This is a genomic window from Candidatus Jidaibacter acanthamoeba, assembly GCF_000815465.1.
Lineage (GTDB): Bacteria > Pseudomonadota > Alphaproteobacteria > Rickettsiales > Midichloriaceae > Jidaibacter > Jidaibacter acanthamoebae.
Genome location: NZ_JSWE01000036.1, coordinates 1 through 24364, shown reverse-complemented (window position 1 = coordinate 24364; position 24364 = coordinate 1). Strand labels below are relative to the sequence as shown.

The 24364-nt window shown below is 36.2% G+C and carries 16 protein-coding genes, 1 pseudogene and 1 riboswitch; of the genes and pseudogenes, 11 read left to right on the top strand and 6 right to left on the bottom strand.

Annotated elements, in window-relative coordinates; translation table 11 throughout:
• Positions 1-6 precede the first annotated feature (6 nt).
• From NF27_RS00570 to pgeF, 5 genes are all read left to right on the top strand, one after another.
• Positions 7-2418, top strand: a complete 2412-nt coding sequence (locus NF27_RS00570) for a VirB4 family type IV secretion/conjugal transfer ATPase (protein ID WP_039454670.1) — start codon at positions 7-9, stop codon at positions 2416-2418.
• Positions 2415-5081, top strand: coding sequence for a TrbL/VirB6 family protein (locus NF27_RS13105; protein WP_053332446.1), 2667 nt, complete (start codon positions 2415-2417; stop codon positions 5079-5081). Before NF27_RS00570 ends, NF27_RS13105 begins: the two co-directional genes overlap by 4 nt.
• Positions 5082-5097: 16 nt before the next feature.
• Positions 5098-7818, top strand: coding sequence for a TrbL/VirB6 family protein (locus tag NF27_RS00560; protein WP_039454669.1), 2721 nt, complete (start codon positions 5098-5100; stop codon positions 7816-7818).
• Between the two features lie 118 nt (positions 7819-7936).
• Entirely contained in the window at positions 7937-10048 is a 2112-nt protein-coding gene (locus NF27_RS00555) for a TrbL/VirB6 family protein (RefSeq protein ID WP_039454668.1), read from the top strand.
• A 20-nt stretch (positions 10049-10068) separates the two neighbouring features.
• A complete protein-coding gene (pgeF, locus tag NF27_RS00550; protein WP_068981988.1) occupies positions 10069-10875 on the top strand; it encodes a peptidoglycan editing factor PgeF in 807 nt (268 codons plus the stop codon).
• A 62-nt stretch (positions 10876-10937) separates the two neighbouring features.
• Here the strand turns inward: pgeF and thiD are convergent, their stop codons facing one another.
• The 3 genes from thiD to NF27_RS00535 are packed head-to-tail and all read right to left on the bottom strand — an operon-like array spanning position 10938 to position 13689.
• On the bottom strand, positions 10938-11810 hold the full coding sequence (gene thiD, locus NF27_RS00545; RefSeq protein WP_068981987.1) for a bifunctional hydroxymethylpyrimidine kinase/phosphomethylpyrimidine kinase: 873 nt from the start codon (positions 11808-11810) through the stop codon (positions 10938-10940).
• A gap of 3 nt (positions 11811-11813) precedes the next feature.
• Entirely contained in the window at positions 11814-12482 is a 669-nt protein-coding gene (gene thiE / locus NF27_RS00540; protein WP_039454666.1) for a thiamine phosphate synthase, read from the bottom strand.
• Complete coding sequence (locus NF27_RS00535) at positions 12466-13689, bottom strand: MFS transporter (protein ID WP_039454664.1); 1224 nt, start codon at positions 13687-13689, stop codon at positions 12466-12468. Before NF27_RS00535 ends, thiE begins: the two co-directional genes overlap by 17 nt.
• Positions 13690-13770: 81 nt before the next feature.
• Positions 13771-13874: riboswitch (TPP riboswitch) on the bottom strand.
• 138 nt (positions 13875-14012) lie between these two features.
• On the opposite strand from NF27_RS00535, the gene NF27_RS00530 reads away from it, so the two are divergent.
• Together NF27_RS00530 and NF27_RS00525 are read left to right on the top strand one after the other, a co-directional pair.
• A complete protein-coding gene (locus tag NF27_RS00530) occupies positions 14013-14387 on the top strand; it encodes a hypothetical protein (protein ID WP_039454661.1) in 375 nt (124 codons plus the stop codon).
• 40 nt (positions 14388-14427) lie between these two features.
• Positions 14428-16035, top strand: coding sequence for an NAD+ synthase (locus NF27_RS00525; protein ID WP_039454656.1), 1608 nt, complete (start codon positions 14428-14430; stop codon positions 16033-16035).
• Between the two features lie 4 nt (positions 16036-16039).
• Here NF27_RS00525 and NF27_RS00520 read toward each other — a convergent pair whose 3' ends face one another.
• Positions 16040-17935 (bottom strand): LTA synthase family protein, encoded by a 1896-nt coding sequence (locus tag NF27_RS00520; RefSeq protein ID WP_039454654.1) that lies wholly within the window; start codon positions 17933-17935, stop codon positions 16040-16042.
• A 205-nt stretch (positions 17936-18140) separates the two neighbouring features.
• Between NF27_RS00520 and NF27_RS00515 the strand changes: the two genes are divergently transcribed.
• The 3 genes from NF27_RS00515 (at position 18141) to NF27_RS00505 (ending at position 21997) form a co-directional block, all read left to right on the top strand.
• Positions 18141-19496: an Npt1/Npt2 family nucleotide transporter gene (locus NF27_RS00515; RefSeq protein ID WP_039454651.1), complete on the top strand. Its 1356-nt coding sequence runs from the start codon at positions 18141-18143 to the stop codon at positions 19494-19496.
• 222 nt (positions 19497-19718) lie between these two features.
• Entirely contained in the window at positions 19719-21791 is a 2073-nt protein-coding gene (locus NF27_RS00510) for a zeta toxin family protein (RefSeq protein ID WP_039454649.1), read from the top strand.
• A gap of 20 nt (positions 21792-21811) precedes the next feature.
• Positions 21812-21997 carry a hypothetical protein gene (locus NF27_RS00505; RefSeq protein ID WP_039454648.1) on the top strand — a complete coding sequence of 62 codons (186 nt, stop codon included), beginning with the start codon at positions 21812-21814 and terminating at the stop codon, positions 21995-21997.
• 182 nt (positions 21998-22179) lie between these two features.
• Here the strand turns inward: NF27_RS00505 and NF27_RS00500 are convergent, their stop codons facing one another.
• Both NF27_RS00500 and fliI read right to left on the bottom strand, forming a co-directional pair.
• Entirely contained in the window at positions 22180-22563 is a 384-nt protein-coding gene (locus NF27_RS00500; protein WP_053332445.1) for a cytochrome c-type biogenesis protein, read from the bottom strand.
• Entirely contained in the window at positions 22556-23890 is a 1335-nt protein-coding gene (gene fliI / locus NF27_RS00495) for a flagellar protein export ATPase FliI (RefSeq protein ID WP_039454646.1), read from the bottom strand. Before fliI ends, NF27_RS00500 begins: the two co-directional genes overlap by 8 nt.
• Positions 23891-23938: 48 nt before the next feature.
• On the opposite strand from fliI, the pseudogene NF27_RS00490 reads away from it, so the two are divergent.
• Positions 23939-24364 (top strand): annotated as a pseudogene (locus tag NF27_RS00490) (hypothetical protein); the annotation flags it as partial.

The following is a 24364-nucleotide window of genomic DNA, read 5'->3' as shown; positions in this document are numbered from 1 at the left end:
GATATGATGAAGCTATTTAGAACTAAAGCTGAAAGAGAAAAAGTAGCAAACGGAGAGTATCCGAGTAGCGGTTTCATACCTTATTTAACTCACTGGAATAGTAATACTGTAATTACTAAGAGCAATGATTTAGTTCAAGTAGTAAAAATTAGCGGTTATTCTTTCGAGACTGCCGATGATGAAGATCTGGATATAAAAAAAATAATCCGTAATCAATTATTTAAAGGTATGGCCTCAGGTAACTTAGGCCTTTATTTCCATATAATCAGAAAGCGCCAGCAGGTTTATCCAGATGATTATGCAAGTATTGATATGCCTGATGGTTTTGCCCTCTATTTAGACCAGAAATGGTTTCAAAAAAATAAAGATAAGCAAGCTTTTACCAATGAATTATATATTTCGGTAGTAAGAAAAATTGAAGCCGGGCTTAGCATAGGCGGTATTGAATCTATGCTTAAAAAACTGATGCAAGGCGGTGACAAAGGCGCAAGAGATATAGCAATGCGGGAAGCTTATGAGCAACTTGAAGAAGCAACTACCCGAGTAGTTAATACACTTAGAGAATATAACCCGAAATTACTCGGCTTAGATAGAAAGCAAGATAGAGTTTATTCAGAGCTATGTGAGTTTTTCGGTAGGATCGTTAACTGTGGCGCACAATCCCGTATGCTTTATCCGCTGGGAAATATAGATAAATATATTAATAATCATAGGTTGTATTTCGGCAAAAAATCTATTGAAGCAAAATCTTTAAACGGTGCCGAAAGGTTTGCAGGAATAGTAAGCATTAAAGAATACGGACCAAAAACCTGGGCGGGTATCTTAGATTCATTCCTTAGAATGCCTTTTGAGTTTATTCTCACCCAATCCTTTGAATTCACCAATAAGCAAGCTGCAATGCACAGAATGCAATTACAGCAAAACAGGATGATTCAAGCAGGAGATAAAGCCGTCTCCCAAATTATAGAGATTTCCGATGCTCTGGATAAAGCAATGAGCGGAGAAATTCACTTTGGTTCCCATCATTTATCCGTAATGTGTATTTCAAGAAATCCTAAAGAGTTGGAAAATATATTATCAATGGCAGCAGTAGAGATTACTAATTCGGGTGGAATAGGAGTTAGAGAAAGAACCAACTTAGAGCCGGCTTTCTGGGGGCAACTACCTGGTAATTATGATTTTATTGTTAGAAAATCAACTATAAATACTATGAACCTTGCTGCATTTAATTCAATGCACAATTACCCTTTGGGTAAACAGAAAGGAAATCATTGGGGAGAGGCGGTAACCGTTTTAGATACTACTTCAGGAACTCCCTACTATTTCAATTTTCACTTAAGAGATGTCGGGCACACTACTATTATAGGACCTACAGGAGCGGGTAAAACCGTAATGATGAATTTCCTGTGTGCGCAAGCTCAGAAATATAAATGTAGGCTTTTCTTCTTTGATAAGGATAGGGGAGCGGAAATCTTCTTAAGAGCATTGAACGGGAAATATACTATTATTGATCCGAGCAGAAAATGCGGATTTAATCCGCTTCAACTTCCTGAAACTGGTGAAAATAAAACTTTTATTCTTGAGTGGCTTAAACAACTTGTTTCAACTAACGGGGAGCAAGTTACTGCTGAAGATATAGCATATCTGACCGCGGCAATGAACGGTAACTTTAAATTAGAGAAGAAGGATAGAAAACTAAGAAATATTGCTCCCTTCTTGGGTATGGCAGGTCCTGGAACTTTGGCGGGCAGGCTTGCTATGTGGCATAGTAACGGTTCGCATGCCAACCTTTTTGATAATGATGAGGATGTAATTGATTTCGGTAAGGCGAACGTTTTCGGCTTTGAAATGGGAGAATTGCTGAAGAATAAAGCAAGTTTGGGGCCGGCGCTTTTATATATATTCCACCGTATTAATTTATCACTGGATGGAACTCCATGCATGATTGTACTTGATGAGGCATGGGCTCTAATTGATAATCCGGTATTCGCACCTAAAATTAAGGATTGGTTAAAAGTTTTAAGAAAACTCAATACCTTTGTTGTATTTGCTACTCAAAGTGTTGAAGATGCCAGTAAAAGTGCGATTAGTGATACTCTAATTCAGCAAACCGCAACTCAAATATTCTTACCGAACTTAAAGGCAACCGCTGCTTATCGGCAAACTTTTATGCTAAGTGAGAGAGAATTTCAATTAATTAAAACTACTGATCCCGGTAGCCGCTTCTTCTTGATTAAGCAAGGTAATGATGCAGTTATAGCTAAAATTGATCTAAGCGGCCTGGAAGATGTAGTAAATATCCTATCAGGAAGAGCGGATACAGTACTGATACTTGATGAAATAAGAAAAAAACACGGCGATGATCCAAATATTTGGATCCCGATATTTAACAATCGTTTAAGGGAAAGAGAAGAATGAAGTTTTGGGGGAATCTTGCAAAATTGGGCATATTTATTTTTATGCTGCTCATATGTCCGATAAATAAAGCTAATGCTTATGATAGTATTATGGAATTTGAGTCAAGGTCGGATGAGGATGCTTCAGGATTTTTATATCTGGGTAATTTAAGTTTCTGCTTTGGAGACGGATTTGTATATAGCCCTACTGAATTATCGGATTTTAATAACACATTTATTCCTCCTGTTCTGGGAAAAGACACAAGGGCTCCCTCAAATAACGGCTCATCAACACAATTTATTTCAGCTTTGGCCGGTATGATGCAATTAAGGGTGGTTTTGGGTTTGATGAATAGCGGTATAGGGCTGTTTATAGGAGCTGTTATAATAGCTACTAATGTTCTTGTAATGATAGAAGTATGCACAAACACCTATGTAGTACAACCATGGGAATATATGAGTAGAAAACTTGCAGGGGAAGCTGAAAATGGAAAAGAATATTGGGATTGTCAAAAGGGCCGTGACGGAAAGTATTATAACGCAGCACCTAAAGCTTTAACTGCTTCTGATGTACCGTTCTATTATTCCTGCGACCCTAAATATGATCCCACGAACGGTGAGCAAATAAAGGAAGGTAGTGAGCGTGCTGCAGATATCGGTAGGGTTTGGGGGTATATGGGTGCAGCCTCTCCTTATTGTGTAGAAGGTAATGATAAATATGCTTATAAAGAAAAAGTCGGGCAAATCCGTGTCGAAGCAACCCAGGGTTGGGGAAGGAGATACTGGAAGGGATATAGCAGGTGTTCAACTGACGATAGAACAGGAGTGTGGATAAAAGCAGGAAATGAAGAGATGGATAAAGGTACTGCATCCGTACAATTTTATGCTTACTATCACTATGATAGTTCAAATGCCAAAATTCAAATTTGTGCTGCAAGTCCATATACGCTGATTCCCTTAAAAATAGGATGTAGCCAGGTTGCACCGCCTGCAGAGGAGCCGGCTATTGATGCGTTTCTTGAGCTTTATACGAAAGGAACCAGATGTTATTATCTGCTTACTGGAAGAACTGATTTACACGGATTAGGTAGAGCACTAAAGCAAATTGATGCTAACGGGCATGATGCGACTGCTATGAAGGGGTTTTTGCAAAGTGATTTTCATATCACAAGTACGGTAGTCGGTTGCGTTAAAGACCTAATAATAAAAGTATTTTTAAGCCCGGATAATAATCCCGGTTATGTAAACACAGGATTCTTTATTGTTATACAAGATAGGCTAAGAGGTATAGTTTATGCAGTACTTGTATTATATGTGGCATTACTGGGTATTAAAATAATCAGCTCACCGCAAGTTCCAAGCCAAGGGGAATTTTTAATGTTTATTATTAAATTCGGGCTGGTAGTATATTTTACCACTCCGAGTGCATGGTACTATGTTGTGAATGGAGAAGCGCAAGGGCTTTTTCCGACGCTGGTATGGGCATCCGATGAAATAGGGGTATTTTTTATGAATGCGGAAAATACAAATGACCCGGTAGGGATGTGTAGATATATACTGGGCGGACAGGAATTGTTAGCGCAAAGGGATATACCACCTTCATCAATCGGCAACGGAGTGCAACCGACCATAGGTTTCAACAACCTTAAAATGACAATGTGGGATTTAGTGGATTGCAAGCTCATAAATTATATGAATCTTGGTTCATGTAATTATTCACTAGGCGGGGTTATAGGTATGTGGATAATAGCTGCTGCGTTTTTAGTAGGCGGAGTGGGGTTCTTGCTGGCAATAGTTTCATTTATATATATTCTTATATTATTACTGGTCGTTTTCAAATTCGCTCATATGTTTATCCTTGCGGTATTCATTATAGCAATATTAATATTACTCTCTCCGATCTTTTTATGTTTTTCATTATTCCAAGCAACTAAGTCCATATTTGATAATTGGATAAAATTAATTTTAGGATATATTTTATATCCTGCTCTTTTATTTGCTTTCGTCGCTTTGATGCTGGTTACTTTTGATTCAATATATTATGGGGATTTAGTGCTGGTAAAAACGACGAAGCAAGATATAAGTGATAAGTTAGTCGCATGTGAAGGAATAAATTCGCTTTATTGTAATACTATTCATCACCTTCAAGCTAAGGATCCTTGTTTGGTGAGCGTCGGTAAAATAAGCAAGGAATTAACGGAAGAATTTGATCTCGGCCCATTGGGTAGCTTTACCAGATTAAAGGAAGGACCGGCTTCCGATTATCTGGAGGCTATTGTCAAAATGATGTTATTTGCAGTGATATATTACTTCTTTTTAGGTTCCGTTACCAGTTTCCTTGCAATCTTAACCGGGGTGCAGGACTTAGGAGGCATGGCCAAAGGTTCAATAGATTTATTGGCTATGACTCAAAAAATTGGTGGAAAAGCAATGGGAGGGATTACATCTAAGCTTGGTGGCATGACCGGTAGCCTCACCGGCGGTGGCGGTGGCGGCGGTGGTGGCGGCGGAATGGGTGGTATGATGGGCGGCGGCGGTGGCGGCGGCGGTGGTATGCCTGGAATAGGTGGTATGATGGGTGGCGGCGGTGGCGGCGGCGGCGGTATGCCTGGAATAGGTGGTATGATGGGCGGTGGAGGCGGCGGTGGCGGCGGTGGCGGTGGAATGCCTGGTATGGGTGGATAGAGAATTTAGGTAAAAAATGAAAAATTTATTAAGTTTAAAATATTTAAAAAATATAAGTTTTGCTTTTATTCTCGCACTTATTTGGGTATTGCTAATATTCATACCTAAGAATTCCCATGCAATATATGATGATTGTATATTCAGCTGGGAGTTCGGTGATATCCAAAGAAAAGTTATTGAGGTGAAACCGATAGGTCGTGTCTGTGCGGAAAGGTGTAAAATAGAATGTAATGCTTTTTCCCGAACCAGTTATGACGGGGAATTAAACCAAGATATAATTGATGCTTGTATAATGGATTGCCAAACAGGGAAAGATTTTACCAGCTTTTATAGACAAGCCAATCCAGACAGTACTGACTGGCTACCGTTTATTAAGAAAGAGGCGGTTGGGATAGGGGCAAAGTGCAGTACCAATGAAACTGCAGTAGATTCAGCCGCCAATAATTACTATGAGACCGGAATTACTATAAATCCTGGAGCAAAGGCGTATTTTAAGGTATTTGATCCGGGAAATTCGGAAGGAAATACAGTATATATGTGCGGGATGAAAACAGTTAAATTAGTTCCTACCATTTATTCCTTTAAGGATAATATCTGGGATTGGAATACCGGTAAATGGTCGGGGAGAAACACATCTCCGAGTACATGGAATGCACGTAACCCTCATTGGACTGATACAGGGATTGACGTTAAAAATGGTGATTACCTTTCTATAACTATGGGCTGGGGGTTTGCTTCTCTATGTTCAGATGGCTGTGAAGGTGTGCCAATTCAGTATTCACTGGGTGTTAGGGCTCCTTATTATGATGATTGGGATGGCGGGCAATTACTTTATCTGGCAGGGAGCGAATTACAAATCCCCGGTAGTAATGCTAAAGGAAGTTATACAATTTCTCCTGCACAAGCAAACAAAAACAATGCGAAATATCCTTTTTACGGCTTAGAAAATAGAATATTAGAGAATATTAGAACTAATGTAATCATTGATAACCAAAAGCAAGATAATTATCTCTATAAAATGATTTTTTATTCAGGGTATCTTTCAGGATTTTCAAAATATTGGAGCCGTCTCGGGTTAAAGCATTATGATGGAGGAGATGCTGATAATTGGGATGATAATCTTGGAGGACAGTATGTAGAGATCTCTTGGAAAGGGTGCCCGTATTATAATGGAGATAGGCTGCAATATGCTATAGTACCCTTAGATACTAAGGATGATATAAATACTTACAAACCGTGGGATCCAAGCGTTGAGTGGCATGATGTACCTAAGGATGCGATTATGAGCCGTGGTGAAGTAGTGTTACAAGGAAAGAATAGAGGTGGGGTATTCCTTAGAATAAAACCGTTAGAATTTGAAAAAGATAAGGCTCCTCAATGCCCGAATGATGAATCGCATTGCAAATCCAGTAACGAGTCCGCTAAAAATAATTATGCTCCGTCAAAAACCAGCGGAGGATATTTTGTAGAGGTAGAAATTGAGGGTGATCCCCCTAGCATAACCGGTTTTATTTCTGATTTGATCAGCACAGTAAAAGGGTATTTGTTCGGTGACATAAATACTCCGGGAAAAGTTCAGAAAATATTTAATAGGATGGTATTAGATACCCAATTAGTTAATGCAATAAGGGCTTTACTTATTTTATATATTGCTTATACGGGTTTAAGCTTTATAGCGGGATTTGCAGAAATAACTCAAAAAGAAGCTATAATAAGATTTATAAAAATAGGGGTGGTAATAACTTTAATTTCACCAAACAGTTGGAAATTTTTTAATATATATTTATTTAATATATTTACTGATGGAGGGTTGGAGATTATAGCAAGAATTGTAGTTGAAACCGGAGCTTCAGCGGAGCAAATTGCCCGAATTCAGCAAGATCCTGCCTTAGCTTTTTCTGTTTTCGATAAGCCGTTTACTCAGCTATTCAGTAGAGAAGTGTGGATTAAAGTGTGTGCAGTGCTTATGTCTTCTGTTTTAGGGTTTGTAATTGCTATATTAATTGTAATTGCAGCAATAACTTATATATTTTGTATTGGTAAAGCTATTATAATTTACTTAATGTCAATGATCGGGATAGCTTTACTCCTTTTAATTGCCCCTCTATTTATATCTTTTATCTTATTTGAATATACCAGGCAGTTCTTTGATGCTTGGCTTAAACAACTATTATCGTTTGCTTTGCAGCCGATTTTTGTCTTCGCTATGATCACTATGATAAATAATTTATTAATGATAGGTTTATATACAAGTTTAGCAATTACTGCATGTAAGATATGTCTCTTAGGATTCCAACTTGATGCTGGCGTTATAAATATTGATTTGTGCTTAATACCGGGATGGACTACTATGATGAGTATGCATTATCCGGCCGATGATTTTCTTGGTCTGCCGCTTACTCAGATAGCAGCTATACTCTTTTTATTTTTAATGTCACAATCTACATATGCTTTAATAGGTCATTGCTCTTCAATGGCAATGCAACTTGTCAGTGGAGGTTTTATAGGTAGTAGTCTTAGTAATATGGCTGATAACAATGATCCTTTAGCGAAAGGCTTAGAGGGTTTCGGTGCAGTCACCGGAACTGATAAAGAATCAGTACAGGCCAGAGATAATTTAACACAACCATTCCTACAGGGGAAACAAAGGGGAGAGCAAAGAGAGCAGGGAAAAACTAAAAAAGACGGTGCACCGATGCCTAAGCCGCCAATGCCTATGCCACCGGTTGATGGTTGAATAATGTGAAAAGGATAATTATGTCAGGTAAATTATATTTTTACTTAGAAAGAAAAAGAAAGAATATTATTATTCATTTTAACTATGTAGTAAAAGTAGAAAAGATCTTAGAGGGGATATGCGGAAAAAACTATTAAGTTTTATAAAAGTTCTACTGATTTTACTGATAGGAATTTCTAGTAGCCCACAGCAGTCATATGCCGAAAGCTGTGTTCTTGCTTCTGATTTTGGTCTTGGAGGGTCATTATATGTGCCTGCTAATCCTAATCAAAGCGGAGGTGGTAGCACATATAAAGCTAAAGATCCTAAAACCGGAAAAACAGTTAATACAAAACTGTTAAGAGCTTTTCCTAAAGGGCAGCAAATTGCACCATGGGTGGATACGGGGCTATATACTACCGGTATTGCCAATAATTCTGAAAATTCTTCTTATGCTAAGCTTAAAGGGTATATTCAAGGAGAGTGGTATCCTTGGGGTGCGGAGACTAAAACCGAATGTATAATGCTTGATTGTGCAAAAAATATTTCAAACCATGCAATTTGCTTAGATAACGGGAAGATAGTAGACAGCGATCCTAATCATGCATACCCTTGCGTGCTTAAAGAAGGGCAAGGATTGTATGGTTTGATTGCAATAGATAATAATGGCCAAACATTAAACCCTAATGAGCTTGGGAATGCTTTAACTTTACCGACCGCTTTTTTCAGGACTTTTCATGCTACGGTTAAAAATAATGAGGAATCAAGTGAAGATAAAAAATATTTTGAAGTAAATTATAGTCAGTTTTGTAAAAACAATGATGAGCAGAAAACGGTTTGTACTAAAGACCAGCAGTCACAAGGTTTAGATTATGTGGTAAGAGGAAGATTATATTTCAAAATATTAGATAGATATTATGATGATAACGGCGGGAAATATTTGGTTAGCTTAATTAGCGGGGTATTTTCAAATAAAGGATTTATTCAGGAAGTTATGGAAGTTATTACCGATGCTATAAAAGAAGTTACTGCCTCTATTTATATTTCCGTTACTCGAGATTTAAAGTTCATTACTATCTGTAGAGCTATGCTTGTGTTATATGTAGCTTTCACAGGGGTAGGTTTCATGATAGGGTTAATTAAAATTGAGAAGAAGGAGTTAATAATCAGGTTAATAAAAGTCGGTTTAATTGCTACCCTGCTTTCAGAATATAGTTGGGACTTTTTTAATAATAATCTATTTAATTTATTTACTGACGGAGCGGCAAGCATCACTCAAATCATTATTACCTCAACATTATATTATGATAATAATATAAATGATCCTATTTTCTTAATGCCGGAAGATGCATCTCCGCTTTCAATATTTGATATGTTTTTTAAAATGTTAATTTCTGCTCCGATACATAAAAAAATAGTTGCGGTTTTATTCTATGACTGGAAACTTTACTTTATTCCTGCAATATATATATGTTGGTATTTTTTATTACTTGGTATTTTTAGAGCCGTATTTTTATATTTACTTTCAGTTATGCAATTGGCGTTGCTTATGGTTTCGGCTCCGATATTTATCATAATGTTATTATTTGAATGGACAAAGAAGTTATTTGATGAATGGATTAAGTTAATGGTTAATAGTGCATTTCTTATGATTCTTGTCGTTTCTACTTTTGCGCTTATGATGAGCATAATTACAGAGCAACTGCAAAAATTATTATATTATCAGGTTTGTTGGGTGAGTGTATGGGATGTTAGTATTGCAGGCCTTGATATTTTTGATTTAATGTTTTGGTACCCGACTTTTTCCAGCCAGGCTAATTCAGCATTAACGATCGGGCATTTATTTGCTTTTTTGATTGTTTCATTAATATTTAACGGCTTTTTGGAAGAAGTACCGACTATTGCAGATTCATTAATGGGTAGTAGTAGGTCAACTTCGGCAGCTTCGGCCAGTGCAATGCAAAGCGCGATTCAAGGCTCATTTATCGGGCAAGGCATGAATATGGTTAAAGGCTTAAATCCTATAGGTATGGTATTAAAGAAAGCACAGGGTATCCCACTCATAGGAAGCGTAGCAAAACAAGGAGAAAAAATTGTACAAGAACCTGGTATGCTAACAAGGAAAATGGATGAACTTATGATGCCCGGTAACAAGGGGAAAATAGGAGGGAATGAAGGAACAAACTTTATGCCTGAAAATGTGGGAGCTAAATTAAACGAAGGGTTTGAAAGAGGCAGTAAAAAAGAGTAAAATAAACAATATAATTTAATATGAATAAAGAAAGTAAGACCTTTAAATATTCCGGTTTAAAATTAGCAGAGCAAGCTAACCTGGCACATGGCTTTTTTACCAGGAAAGGAGGTGTGAGTAAAGATTTACATTTTCAATCTTTAAATTGTAACTTAGCCTCATCTGATAGTAAAAAGAACGTTATTACCAATCGTGAGATTATAAGTAATAGTTTAGGATTTTCGCACAACAAATTGATTACAGTTACACAAATACACTCAAACCGGGTGATAAGTATAAAAGATGGAGATGAGCATATTAAGCACCCGGTGGCAGATGCTTTGGTCACTAATTTACCGGGAATTTTACTAGGGATAAAAACTGCCGATTGTGCTCCTATTTTATTTTTCGATCCTAAAAAACAGATTATTGCGGCAGCTCATGCAGGATGGAAAGGGGCTATATCAGGTATTATAGGTAATACTATAGCGGCTATGCAAAATTTAGGAGCTAATATAGCAGATATAATTTGTGTAATCGGGCCATGCATTCAGCAAGCCTCATATGAAGTAGATGAAAGCTTTTATAATAATTTTATAAGTGTTAAACCGGCTAGCAGTAAATTTTTTATTAATTCAAAGCAAGCCGACCACTATATGTTCGATCTACCTGCTTATTGTGTGGAAAGGCTTAAAATTATCGGAATTCAACATATTGATAATTTGGGAATAGATACTTATTCTAATCCTGAATTTTTTAGCTATAGACGTGCAACTCATGAAAAGAACTTTAATAAAGATGGGAAAGCGGAATACGGAACCCAGCTTTCGGTAGTGGGTATACTTTAATATTTTATAGTAAGTTAAGTTTAATATCCTATATATAGGGAGCATAGTTGAACTATAAAAAATTAAACTAAGTTTATGTATAAATGACGGCTAGGCGCGTGCTTCTTACTATTCTTATTATCTGATTTTTCAGTTGTAGGCCATAAATGATAGAAGTGATGAACAGGTCCTTTACCCAAACCGATTTTTTTATTACTTGCGGCTTTAAGTGCATTATATAAATAGTACTTAGCAACTTTACATGCTTCTAACATTCCCATTCCATGTGCAAGGCAGGAAGCAATAGCTGCAGACAATGTACAGCCTGTGCCATGGGTATTAGAAGTTATAATGCGTTCTGCTTTTAGCCAAGTACTTATACCTTCTTCATTGATATATAAGTCTGAGCATTCATTGCCTTCTAAGTGGCCACCTTTTAAAAGCACTGATTTAGCTCTAAGTTTTAATAATTGGTTAGCTGCTTGTAGCATATTATCAGGTGTTGTAGCATTTATGCCTGTTAATTCGTAAGCTTCAGGCAAGTTTGGGGTGATGATAGCAGCTAGTGGGATAAGCTGAGTTTTAAGAGCATCTATAGCATTAGATAACAATAAGCGATCACCGCTTTTAGCGACCATTACCGGGTCAAGAATTATAGGGATGCTATTAGCTTCTTTCTTAAGGAAATCTGCAACAAGTTCGATAATTTCACTTTTAAAAAGCATCCCGATTTTAATACTATCCGGTATTATATCATCAAATATTGCCGACAACTGTTCTTCTATTGCTTTTAAAGGTATTTCATAACAATTTCTTACACCAAGAGTGTTTTGAACAGGAAGCGCTGTCAACACGCTCGTTCCATAGCAGCCGAATGCTGAGAATGTTTTGAGATCAGCTTGTATTCCGGCACCTCCCGAGCCATCAAAACCTGCAATTGTTAAAACTTTCTTCACTTTCTATCTCCTATATGATAAGGCCGTTCCATTTTTATTATCAATAATTTTTCTTAAATTTTGTGCTGCTTCATAAGGATTAAGAGCGTCATGAATAGCTCCGATAACTGCAATCCCTTTCGCTCCTGTACTTATAATCTCTAATGTATTATTTAGTTTGATTCCTCCGATTGCAGTTACCGGATGTATAGAAGTTGAAGTTATTTTTTGTAATCCTTCAATACCCCAGATTTGCTTGCAACCAGGTTTAGTTTTACTTGGAAAAACTGCACTTGCGGTTACATAATCTATATCATTTGAATTATTGCTTTCACTTAATTCATCTAAATCCTCAATTGATAATCCGATAATTTTATTTGCTCCTAAAATTCCTCTAGCTTTTGTGATAGACATATCTTGTTGACCGATATGTACTCCATCGGCATCTATTTCTGCTGCAAGTTCAACATAATCATTAATAATAAGCGGTATTTCGAACGAACATAGTAACCTTTGCAGTTCTCTAGCCCGAGTTTTAACTTCCACTAAATTATTAGATTTTTCCCGCAGTTGTACCATAGTAACTCCTCCCATTACTGCCTCCTCAACAAACCTTAAGTATTGTTCCATAGGTTGATGAGTTATATTGGTAACCAAACAAAGTTTAAGCGAATGATTAAGTCTGCTTCTCATATAATGCTCTCCATGTAATTATTGCAATTATTGTTAGAATTGATGCTATACCGTATAAGTTACCAAGGTAATCATAAGTGGTGACGGATAAGGCTATTATTAAGGTAGAGCAGCATTTACCCAGTGTGTACCCTATTGAGATAAGCTTATATCTTTCTTCAGTTATAAATAAACTTTGAGCAAATGCATGAAGGGGAGAAATAAAAGCAGCGGCAAGGCAGGTAAAAATAGCTTTAGCTATAATAATTCCTTCAAGAGATCTACTTTCTATTAACATAATTATTGGGTAAGCAAGTAATGCAGTTAAAAAAGCTGTTAAATACATCATTTTTTTAAACTTAAATCTATTTGCAATTATACCGAACATTATTAAAAGCAGCATATACAGTACTAAAAAAGCACTGTTGATTATCATGGTTAAGTTAGTACTGATGCTTGTTACAAGTGGAATTATCGCATTAAAAATACGAGTTGGTATCCCATACAATATTCCGAATAAAAGAGAAGCTATTCCTAGACTAACTAAGTTTTTATAATCAAGCTTAAAAGGGCTTGTTCTTATAAAATGCTTATTAGAAATTAATTTAGCTTTTAAAAACTCTGAAGTTTCATTTACCGACTTTCTAAGAAAAAAGGTTAGCATAGCAAGCAAAAAGCTAACCCCATAAGCAATACGGAAATATTCTGATCCATAGTGATTGACAGCGGTAGCGGCAAGGCTTGCTGTTATTATTCCACAAGCTGTTAATGCACAATATAACCCACTAACTGTACCGTGCTTTCGGTGGTCTTGTTCATGTTCCAAACAATAAATTGCTCCTCCGTTGTATTCTCCACCCAGAAAGAATCCCTGCATAAGCCTGGTAGCAAAGAAAAGGAAAGAAGCAAATATCCCCAAAGAAAGGTAAGAGGGTAATACACTAACTATAAAAGTAGTACATGATGTACCGATCATAGCATAATACATGGCATTTTTACGCCCATCATTATCACCCATTTTACCGAAAAAATATGCTCCCGCTAATTGAGCCAAACTTGCGAAAAATTCGAATAAGAAATAGAAAAAATATGCAGTAGTTTTAGGAAGATGAGGGAGAAAAACTTGCACTAAGATTGGTGCCATGAAGCCGTAAAGGGCTATATCATAATATTCTATTGCAGCACCAAGCATTGCAGGTAAATAAGTTTTATTAAGATATTCTTTCATCTCTTCTTCCTCATAAAATTTCTACGAAGAAGAAATAAAACAAGAAAAGGAGAAGCTTGCCCGCTTATAAAATGGGCATATGAAATTCTTGCTTCACACTCCCTCCGCAGGCATTAACCAGAGCAGGTTTTAAGGGTGTTTCTCAGCCTCATGTAAAATTACATAAAGCACCCCTGGTGTATAATAATTAACCAACTTATATTGAAAAAAAATAACCTGTCAAGAAAAGTACTTGTTTTTCTACTTCATCATAATTTATTAACCTTCTGTTAACCTGATATATTTAAGGTATGTTTTAAGGGGATTATTTAGAGTTAAAAGGGATGGAGAAAACCTTGGGGGAGGTTAGTGAACTTGCCGGCGCTTTTGAAAAAAATGCCGGTTATATAACTAATGAGGAAGAAGAAAAGAGAGTAACATTCGAGCAGCAGATTAAAAATGCATATTTGGAAGTTAAAGAAATTATTCATAAGTTGTTGGATTCAGAATCCGATATAATTTATTTAAAAAATTTGGCTTCAATGCTAATAGATTTTTATAATCTGCCGCACTTAAGAATTGAGCTTGAAAATGCTACTGCAAAATGGAATATTAATAAATATAAAGATTTACATAAATATAATGAAAAGAGCCCGTGTCCTCGGAATACATGGGTAAAAGTTATAGAAAAAGAACAAGGTAGATTTAAATCATTATAAAGAATACTAGTTAATAACGTGACATAATAAGTAGGATGGAATGAAAATATTCTTAGCACAGGTAAAGCCTAGAATAGGAGATATTGAGTATAACTTTGATTTAATTAAAAATTGCTATTTGAAAGCATGCAATGATAATGCCGATATATGTTTATTTCCGGAAATGATCAGTGTAGGCTATACGCCTGAAGATCTATTGCATAAACCTTCATTCTTAATGGAATTAGAAAAGCACACAGCCTCATTGATAAAAAACTCTAAAGCATCGACAATTTTATTACCCACTGTAATTAAAGAAAAAGATAAGCTTTATAACGCAATTTTAGCTATTCAAAACGGCAAAGTTATAGGAAAAAGCTATAAACAATGTATACCTAATTATGGGGTATTCGATGAAGAAAGATATTTTAGTAGCGGGGAACCCAGGGTTATAGATATCAACGAATATAAAATCGGAGTACCGATCTGTGAAGATATGTGGTTTCCTGAGGTGGCTTCAAAATTAAAAGAGAAGGGTGCTGAAATCTTACTGGTGCCCAATGCTTCCCCTTATGATGGTGAAAAATTTAATACTCGCTTAGAAATAATAAGGAAAAGATATCAAGAGGTAAGGCTTCCGATTATATATTGTAATCAGGTACTCGGGCAAGACGGTATAGTTTTTGAAGGAAGAAGCTTCGGTTACGACGGAAGTTTAAAATTTTGTTTATCGGCATTTAGGGAAGATAGCATAGTAGTAGATGTTCAGGGAAATAAAATTTTAACTACAAATAATATAGAAAATTTTTCTAAGGAAGATGAGCTCTATGGAGCTATGGTGCTGGGTCTTAGAGATTATATGCATAATAATCGATTTAAGTCGGTGTTGCTCGGATTATCAGGCGGAATAGATTCTGCTTTAGTTGCGGCAATTGCAGTCGATGCTTTGGGAAAAGAAAATGTGCATGCAATAATGATGCCGTCAAAATTTACCGGTAGAGAAAGTATGGAGGATGCTGAGAGGGTAGCCGAAATGCTCGAAATATCCTACCGGGTTATCGCAATCACCGATATAGTTGAGACCATTGATAGCGGAATAGGAGGTACTTCCGGAATTGCCTATGAGAATTTGCAATCAAGGGCTAGAGGAATAATACTGATGAGTATTTCAAATATGACGCAAAGTTTAGTGCTTACCACAGGTAATAAAAGCGAGAATGCGGTCGGGTATGCAACTCTTTACGGAGATATGTGTGGAGGATTTAACCCGATCAAGGATTTATATAAAACCGCGGTGTTTAATATAGCCAAATTCCGTAATTCTAAGCTTCCGACCTCAATTCAAGTAATGAATTTAAACTTCCCCGTGATGCCTGAGCGGGTAATTACCAAGCCGCCTTCGGCAGAGCTTAGAGAAGATCAAAAAGACAGCGATTCATTGCCGGAATATAGTATATTAGACCAGATACTGGAAGCTTATATAGAGCAGGATTTAGGAAAAGAAGAAATTATAGATAAGGGGTTTGATAAAGAAACGGTTGAAAAAGTAATAAAGCTGATAAAGATTTCGGAATATAAGAGAAGACAATCCGCTCCCGGCGTTAAACTAACCACCCGGACTTTGGATAAGGAGCGGAGATACCCGATTACTAATCTGTATAAAGGATGAGTGCTTAATTTTCGGCAATTGGGCGGGTAGGAATCTTACCATAAATCTCACGCCATTTTGAAGCGGACTGATAGTAAGCAATGGTATCATCCACCAGAGCTTCTTCCATATTCTCAACATTTTCTCCATTCGGCCAAGTATATTGGCTAATACTACTCTTTGGAGCAAGTACGGTAATTTTATTATCTTTCATCATAGCCACCTTTTGGTAGTTGCTGATAAACGCATAAGGTGAGTTTACTTTAGAATTCAGCAAATCCTTCCCAAAGAATTTTGTATAGTAACTAAAATTCATTAAACCTAAAAGAGTAGGAGCTAAATCTATTTGGCTTGCTATATCATTATGTTTCTGCGGCTTTATGGAGTTCGGAGCATAAATTATCATCGGTATATGATATTTATTTAAATTTAATTCAACTTTGCCGCCGGCTCCTGCGGTGTGGTCAGAAATAAATACGAAAATAGTATCATTAAACCAGGGTTTTTCTTTAGCCCATTCTATAAGTTTTCCTACGCTGTAATCAGCATATTTTACTCCCCCGCTTCTCCCTGAGTGAGAAGGAATATCAATTTTTCCTTCCGGATAGGTAAAGGGGCGGTGATTTGAGGTTGTCATAATCAGTTGCATGAATTTATTGCCGGTGGTATAGGATTTATCCGCTTCTACTATTGCGCGCTTAAATAAATCCTCATCACATACTCCCCAAATATTAGCAAATTGCACTTCTTTATCATCTAAATTGGTGCGATCAACTACGTCAAAACCATTTACACTAAAGAAAGCATTCATGTTATCAAAATAGCCGAACCCGCCATAAATAAATTTGTTATCATACCCATGATCTTTTAATACAAAACCTAAGGAGAATAAATTTTCATTTCCACCACGCCTAACGATCGATTGCCCGGGAGTAGGAGGGATTGAAAGAGTGATTGCCTCTAAACCTCTAACTGTTCTGGTGCCGGTGGCATAAAGCTTGGTAAAAAATAAGCCCTCGTTTGCTAAACGATCCAAATTTGGGGTTAAATTTTCATTGTTGCCGAATGCTTGCATATATTCTGCACTCATGCTTTCCATTACTACCAGCATAATATTTTTATGCTTTATCGGGTTGTCGGCTTTAATAATTCGAGTAATATCCTGATCAATGAACGAAGCATCTTCAGAAGCAAGTAGCTTTCTTATATTTTGATTAACTTTATTATCATCCTGTTTGGCATAAAACCTATTGTAATCAATTTCATTATTCCAAAATGCATGAAATAAATTATGTATCCCGTTAGATGCTATCTCAGTTGCTTCAGCGTTATTTTTAAAATTAGCTTGTTCTACCGAACTTAAAAAATAAGCGAGCAAAAAAATAGAAAAAGTCATTAAAGAGCTTTTTAAGCGCTTGGAAAAATTTTGCGCCGTAAGAGTCTTAGGTTTGAAAATTGAAGTAGAGAGCCATGTAAGAAAGAAAGCAATTACTATGAGAGCAGCGATTAATCGATAAATTGGGAATGATTCTATAATATTTCCTATAACTTCCGAGGTATATACTAAGTAATCTACTGCAATGAAATTAAAACGTGTATTAAATTCGCTCCAAAATATGTGTTCAGCCGTAGCATCAAAGAGCAATATAAAGGTGAAAATAAGGCATAGAACCTTGGTCGCAATTTGATCGAAACGACTGCCGTGCTTGCTTGCGGGCAAAGATATGTGAAATATAATTATCGGAATTAAAAAGAATCCCAGAGTAGCTAAGTCGAACCAATAGCCGATCACTAATACTTTGATTATATCGATGAGGCTATAATCAATGTCGCTTAAAGAACGGATAAGTAGAGAGATCCGAAGTAGAGTTTCAATTAAAAAATACAGCGAAATATAAGGCAGAAGTCTTTTAAACAGCATAAAAATAGTTTTTAGTTATATAAAATCAATTGTCGAGAACCTTAACATATGAAGCAGGATAAATAAATTACTTTTATATAAATGAAAATTAAGTAGCTCACATTGTCTTCTTTATATACAGAGCTTTAGATTAGATGATATAAAGCTTTGTTTTTTTAATATATTTGCTACATTATCGATAAAGTAGTATTTATGGAGATGCGAGTTGGCAAAGCTTATTTTTTCTTCATTAAATATAGCATGCACTATATATGTGCTTAGTATTTTAAAGGGTACTAAAGATACTATAATAATCACTGAGCTTGGAGCGGAATTAATCAGTGCTGTTAAGCTATATGGTGTGTTGCCGGCTGCTGTAATATTCACTTTATTTTATACTAAACTTAGCAATCTCCTAACGCAGATACAAATTTACCATTTATTAAACGGATGTTTTATTTCTTATTTCCTTGGTTTTTGCTTTTTTCTATATCCCAATACTTCACTCATACACTTTGATTTTAGTGAAGTTATATTGCGTTATCCTTTTTTCAAATATCAGTTATTGATGTTTGCAAACTGGTCTTACTCCCTATTTTATATTTTATCGGAAATGTGGGGTGGTGTAATGCTTCCTTTAATGTTTTGGCAGATAGCTAACCGAATTTATTCTATGGAAGAAGCTAAAAAATATTATCCCCTGCTTGCGTTAATCGGGGAAGTAGGGTCGGTATTATCGGGAGTTACATTATCTATTCTAACTCGGCATAAAACCTCTGTTAGTTGGGAAATATCGTTAAAATATATTTGCATCACCATATTTATTGCAGGACTTATAATTAGCCTAAGTGTTTATTTTCTTAAGAAATATATTAGCTCAGAGCAAACTATGAGACCAATATATTCAGCTAAGCCGGGATTGATTGAGAGTTTTCGAGCGATCCTGTCTTCAAAGTATATTATGCTGATAACCGTGATCGTCATGTGCTATGGAGTTTCGATTAATTTAGTTGAGGGAGTATGGAAAAAACACTTAGGTCTTTTATATCCTCATTCATTGGATTATTGCAATTTTATAGCTAAAATTCAGGTGGCCATGAGCTGTAGCAGTATATTTTTTATATTATGCAGTTCTATTGTCTTAAGAAAATTGAGTTGGCGGGCCGGGGCACTGGTTACACCTATTACTATGCTAATTATCGGTAGTTTGTTTTTTACATTAATTGTATTTAAAGGCTCTATTTCTCAAGGATGGGGAGGTCATAATATACTTTTTCTTTGTGTGATCGCAGGAGCTATACAAAATATAGTAGTTAAAGCAAGTAAGTATTCTTTCTTTGAGCCAACAAAAGAAATGCTCTATATCCCGCTTGATGATGAATTAAAAAGTAAAGGTAAGAGTGTTGCTGATGTGCTGGGTGAGAAGGGAGGGAAAGCTTTAGGAGCTTTTATTCAGTGGAGTATGTTATCTTTTATAGCAGGTGCAACTTTAGTGAGCATCTCACCTTATATCTTTTTTATATTTTTAATAGTGGTCGTAATTTGGATATCATCAGTGGTTACTCTTAGTAGAATGTTTTAGATTTCATTTGAAGATAATTTATCGGAAATAAAAATAACGAAAGTTTTTATACTAAACATAAAATATCGGCTTCTTGTTTCACTTGATCATTAATACATGCTTTATAGTAATTAATTGCTTATATAACATATAATTTTATAAGAACTGTTATTTATTAACTAATTATTAATACTTTGAAATTATTATGAAATAAAAGGGGATATAAAGAATAAGGGATCCACCATGAAAACAACTATAAGAGTAGATGAGTATTTAGCTGCCCTTCGGGATGAAAACGGGGTTTGTGATCCGGCTAGGTTTACTATTATTGATCACTCCGAAAGGGATGAATTGGAAATTGCTGAAATTGTGGCTGCAACAGGAGTAAAAAACGTCATTGATATAATTAATTTTACCCCTAATAGAATAGCCTTCCAGAATACTATCGCTTCTGTAGTTAGCAATATTCAAATAGGAGACGAACGCGATTTTCATCCTCTAGTTAAACAAATATACAACAATAAAGTTATACCTAAGTTAAATATATTTATTGAAAAACAGCTTCCTCTCATTACTAATTATGTTGATAAAGAAGTAGGAGCTGCTATAGCAACCTTAGACCGACCTCCATACAAGGAGCCCTTTTCTAGCCTTAATCCTATAGCGACTAAAGTGGAAGAAATAAAAACCTTAGTAGATAAAAGAATTGCATCCGGTAAATATAAGCTTGGAGAGTTTAACTTAGGCGAAACAAGAAAAACAATTATAGAGAAGATTGCTAAAGATGCTATAAAAAAAGAAATTCTGGAGAATATAATTGAAGTTACCGTTAATGAGGTTGTACAAGACATAATAAAAGAGAAAGCGGCATTTAAGCTTCCTGAAAGTCAAAAAAAGGAAGGCGAAGAGAACATTATTGTAGTAAGACCTATTAGTATGCATTCAGGCAGTGAACGCCACACCTTTATGTTAGCCGGCGCCCCGGCATGCGGCAAGGGAACAGCGGAAAGTTTGATGATCGAGCAAGCTGGTAATTTGGGAGTTACTTGGAATGACGTAATAAAGTTGAATACGGATAATTACCGTTCATTGTTATCGGAAAACAGCCGATTGGGAACTGAAGTATGGAAACATGCCCAGTTGAATCATGACGAAGCCAGATTGGTTACTTACAAAATAATTAAGACGCAACGCGATAGGGTGCAAACCGGGCAAGCGCCCCACATACTGTTTGACGGGGTTGCTCCTTCTCAAGAAAAAATTGATTTGGGAACAGCGGATGGTGGCCGGGTTCATATTAAAATGGTTTCACTTGAACCTGAGATATCAATTAAACGTGCTGATGAAAGAGGAAAGAGAACAGGAAGATTCGTACCGACAAGTTTTATTTTAGAATCCCACAAGGAAGCGCCGGGAAATTTACAAAATATAATTGCCGGAAATATTGGGCAAGACATAGAGTTTGAGTTATATGATACCGATGTACCGCTTGGGGCAAGGCCGAAATTAGTTAAGAGCGGAAACCTAAAAACAGGCGAAATAATCGTACATGACCTTTCAAGCGCCTGTACTTTTCACGGAAGAAAGTATTTGAATGCTAATGCTCAGGAAATAAGGAATATTTGGCCGGAAGGCGAGAAAGCATTATCTAATGAATTTTTAGAAACTTATCTGTCAAATCATGGTCTGCAAGTAGAGGTGCAATATCAAGGTAAATCGGTTTTAAGACTACAGGAAGGAATAGTTTACGGTAGTGAAAAGCAAGAGTTAAAGCAGGCATTGCATGATGAGGTATTTATAAAAGCTGTAAATAAAGAATCTCGACATGCCGAAGCGCAAATAGAAAATATATTAAAATTATCAGAGCAAGCATTTGAAATAGAGTCGTTGAGGAATCATAATATTACGGAAAATTATAACGAACCTATAATACCGCTTATTTTACAGCATAAATTGCATTCTCAAGTCCCTCCTTTAGTTAATGGCTATTCAAGCATGCCTTCCGGTAATGCATTAACCTTATTGGGTGCCGTCATATCTCCTATCGCGATGTTAGCAGGCTCTTCAGCGCAAGTTATGGGAAATGCTACCACCTCTTTAACAAGTGCGGTAAGCTATGATCCTTTAGCATACGGCATTGTATTAGGAGCTTCCGCATTAATTGCGGGGATTTCAGGATATTTTCTTTATAACAAAGCAGCTGAGATAGATGAAAAATGGAAATTGAAGCATAATGAAGAAAAAGATACTTTTAAAATTAAACTTGTAAATGAAAAAAAAGAGAATAAAATGCTAAATAATTCAATAAATAAATAATATATTATATAGGATTTAAAATGAGTAAGAAAGAAAAAGAAATACAGGTCAGTAACGAGGAATATATTTTAATTTCTACAACTGATGATGAAAAAGATTACGGATACGAAGCTGATTACCTTTCAGGGGAAGAGTATTTGGAGATTATCAGAGCGATTAAAAAAGAAAATAGTTATGTTCAGAATACACAAGAAGATAGTGAATAATATTTATAAATTTATTCATTTCTGAAAAATTTATAAATAGAAACTGAGTGAGTTATATTAAACTATTATAACGTATTTATAATTACTATTTTTTAAAGTTAATTTTTAAGGTTTTTAAATGTTCTAACTTTGTAAGTAAAGGTTTATATCTTTCCTATCAGATATATTATTTATATACGGGACTAAACACCCAAAATCTTAGCTTTCCTTAAAGTCAGATATCCCCCAATTAAAAGCATTAATAAAGGAAGAACCCATAATATAATATTTTTTTTATTAATCTTCGGGTTCATATTTATCTCTTCACCATATCTGGCTTCAAGAAACTCTAATATTTCCGCGTCGGTTTTTCCATCTTCTATTTGTTTACGTACGTTTTGCCTGATTATAAGTGCAATCTTTGCATTAGAATCCTTAATCGACTGCCCTTTGCATTGAGTACAGCGGATTAGAGTAAACAAACTTTTTGCTCTCATTTCTTGTCGTGGGTCGACTAAAATTGCTTCAAATGCTGAGGCAAAGTTGCTGCAAAATATAACTAATATAATAAATAAAATTTTATGCATTAGGTTTGAAATCAATTGCTCCGGCTAGTTTCAGATAAGATGATTCTAGATCGTCATGCTCATTATAAGCTTGATTCAAAAAATTTTCCAGTCCTTCCCGATATTTAATTGCTTCATCCACCAAAGGATCGGCCCCCTTTTTATAAGCACCGATTCTAATCATATCCGCCATTTCCTCAAATGTTGAAATAAGCCCTCTCGATTTACTGATTAATTTGTTTTCATATTCATTGTTACATTTCGGGATCATCCTGGAAACGCTTTTTAGAATATCAATTGCCGGATATCGCCTGGCAGCGATGTTTCTGTCAAGCACAATATGCCCGTCTATAATCCCCCTTACCGCATCGGCGACCGGCTCATTGTGGTCATCTCCTTCAACCAGCACGCTAAATAGCGCAGTTATTGCTCCCTTCCCCTTAAGCATAGGCCCGGCCCTTTCAAGTAATCTCGGAAGCTCGGCAAACACTCCCGGCGTATAACCTTTAGCGGTCGGGGGCTCACCGACGGAAAGGCCTATCTCCCTTAATGCCATGGCATAGCGGGTGACACTATCCATCATGCATAACACTTCCTTCCCTTGGTCACTAAAATATTCGCATAAGGAAAGTGTAAGATTTGCAGCTTGCCTTCTAAGTAGTGCAGATTCATCAGATGTTGCAACTACTACGATCGAGCGTGCAAGCCCTTCTTCGCCTAAATAATCTTCAATGAATTCCTGAACTTCTCTACCCCTTTCCCCGATTAGCCCGATAACCTTAACATCAGTTTCAGCATACTTGGCAAGCATTGCGATCATCATGGATTTACCTACCCCCGAACCTGCAAATACTCCCATTCTCTGCCCTCTGCACAAGCTTAAAAAAGTATTTATTGCCCTAATTCCTACATTCATTTTCTCGCCGACCCTTGTTCTTGACTGCGAAGGAGGAGGGGATCTTTTTAGAAAATAAGGAGTAGTTCCTTTTTTTAATGCTCCTTTATCATCAATTGGCTCACCGAAAGCATTCACTACTCTTCCCAGCCATTCCAGGCTCGGATAAACCGATTGTTCGGCAGCTTTTAAGACAACATCGTCATTAGCGCTGATTCCCGTTACATCATCAAAAGGCATAAGCAGTATTTCATGAGCATTAATTGCGACCACCTCAGCAGAAGTTATTTTACCCCCGTTTGAGAAAATCTCACATCTTGAGCCGATGCTCGCAAACTTCCTTAAGCCCCGAACGGAAATAATTAGCCCTTTTATACCGGAAACTTTGCCTTTTATAATAACGTCTGGTATATTGTTCACTTCTTCGGCAATCTTTTTTAAGATATTATTCATTGTATAAATAACAAGTATTTAGTTCTAATTTAAAAGGTAACATAACAAATGGCAATAAAGATAAATCATATTAAGATAAAACAGGAAGATGATGGGATAAGAGTTGATAGATGGTTTACAAGAAATTTTCCTAATATAAGTTTTACAACTATTGCTAAATTAGCCAGGAAAGGTCAAATAAGACTGGATAGTAAAAGAGTCCAAACCTCGACGCGAGTACTTGCGGAGCAGGAAATCAGATTCCCTGACCTTACCGAATTAGAAAGTAAGCCGCAAAATAAATTACGAACTGAGATGACTCTGCATCCTAAGCATCATAAGTTGTTGGAGATGATTGAGCAAAATATTTTATATAAAGATGAGGATATACTTGCAATTAATAAAGTTGCAGGCCTTGCCGTTCAAGGCGGGACTAAAGTAGGAATTTCGTTGGATGACCTGTTACCGTTCTTAAAATTTGATGCTACCGCTAGG

Bases quoted from the DNA above. Each gene is read 5' to 3' on its own strand.
- NF27_RS00570 (WP_039454670.1), top strand. From the start codon at position 7: ATGAAGCTATTTAGAACTAAAGCTGAAAGAGAAAAAGTAGCAAACGGA.
- NF27_RS13105 (WP_053332446.1), top strand. From the start codon at position 2,415: ATGAAGTTTTGGGGGAATCTTGCAAAATTGGGCATATTTATTTTTATG.
- NF27_RS00560 (WP_039454669.1), top strand. From the start codon at position 5,098: ATGAAAAATTTATTAAGTTTAAAATATTTAAAAAATATAAGTTTTGCT.
- NF27_RS00555 (WP_039454668.1), top strand. From the start codon at position 7,937: ATGCGGAAAAAACTATTAAGTTTTATAAAAGTTCTACTGATTTTACTG.
- pgeF (WP_068981988.1), top strand. From the start codon at position 10,069: ATGAATAAAGAAAGTAAGACCTTTAAATATTCCGGTTTAAAATTAGCA.
- thiE (WP_039454666.1), bottom strand. From the start codon at position 12,482: ATGAGAAGCAGACTTAATCATTCGCTTAAACTTTGTTTGGTTACCAAT.
- NF27_RS00535 (WP_039454664.1), bottom strand. From the start codon at position 13,689: ATGAAAGAATATCTTAATAAAACTTATTTACCTGCAATGCTTGGTGCT.
- NF27_RS00530 (WP_039454661.1), top strand. From the start codon at position 14,013: ATGGAGAAAACCTTGGGGGAGGTTAGTGAACTTGCCGGCGCTTTTGAA.
- NF27_RS00525 (WP_039454656.1), top strand. From the start codon at position 14,428: ATGAAAATATTCTTAGCACAGGTAAAGCCTAGAATAGGAGATATTGAG.
- NF27_RS00520 (WP_039454654.1), bottom strand. From the start codon at position 17,935: ATGCTGTTTAAAAGACTTCTGCCTTATATTTCGCTGTATTTTTTAATT.
- NF27_RS00510 (WP_039454649.1), top strand. From the start codon at position 19,719: ATGAAAACAACTATAAGAGTAGATGAGTATTTAGCTGCCCTTCGGGAT.
- NF27_RS00505 (WP_039454648.1), top strand. From the start codon at position 21,812: ATGAGTAAGAAAGAAAAAGAAATACAGGTCAGTAACGAGGAATATATT.
- NF27_RS00500 (WP_053332445.1), bottom strand. From the start codon at position 22,563: ATGCATAAAATTTTATTTATTATATTAGTTATATTTTGCAGCAACTTT.
- fliI (WP_039454646.1), bottom strand. From the start codon at position 23,890: ATGAATAATATCTTAAAAAAGATTGCCGAAGAAGTGAACAATATACCA.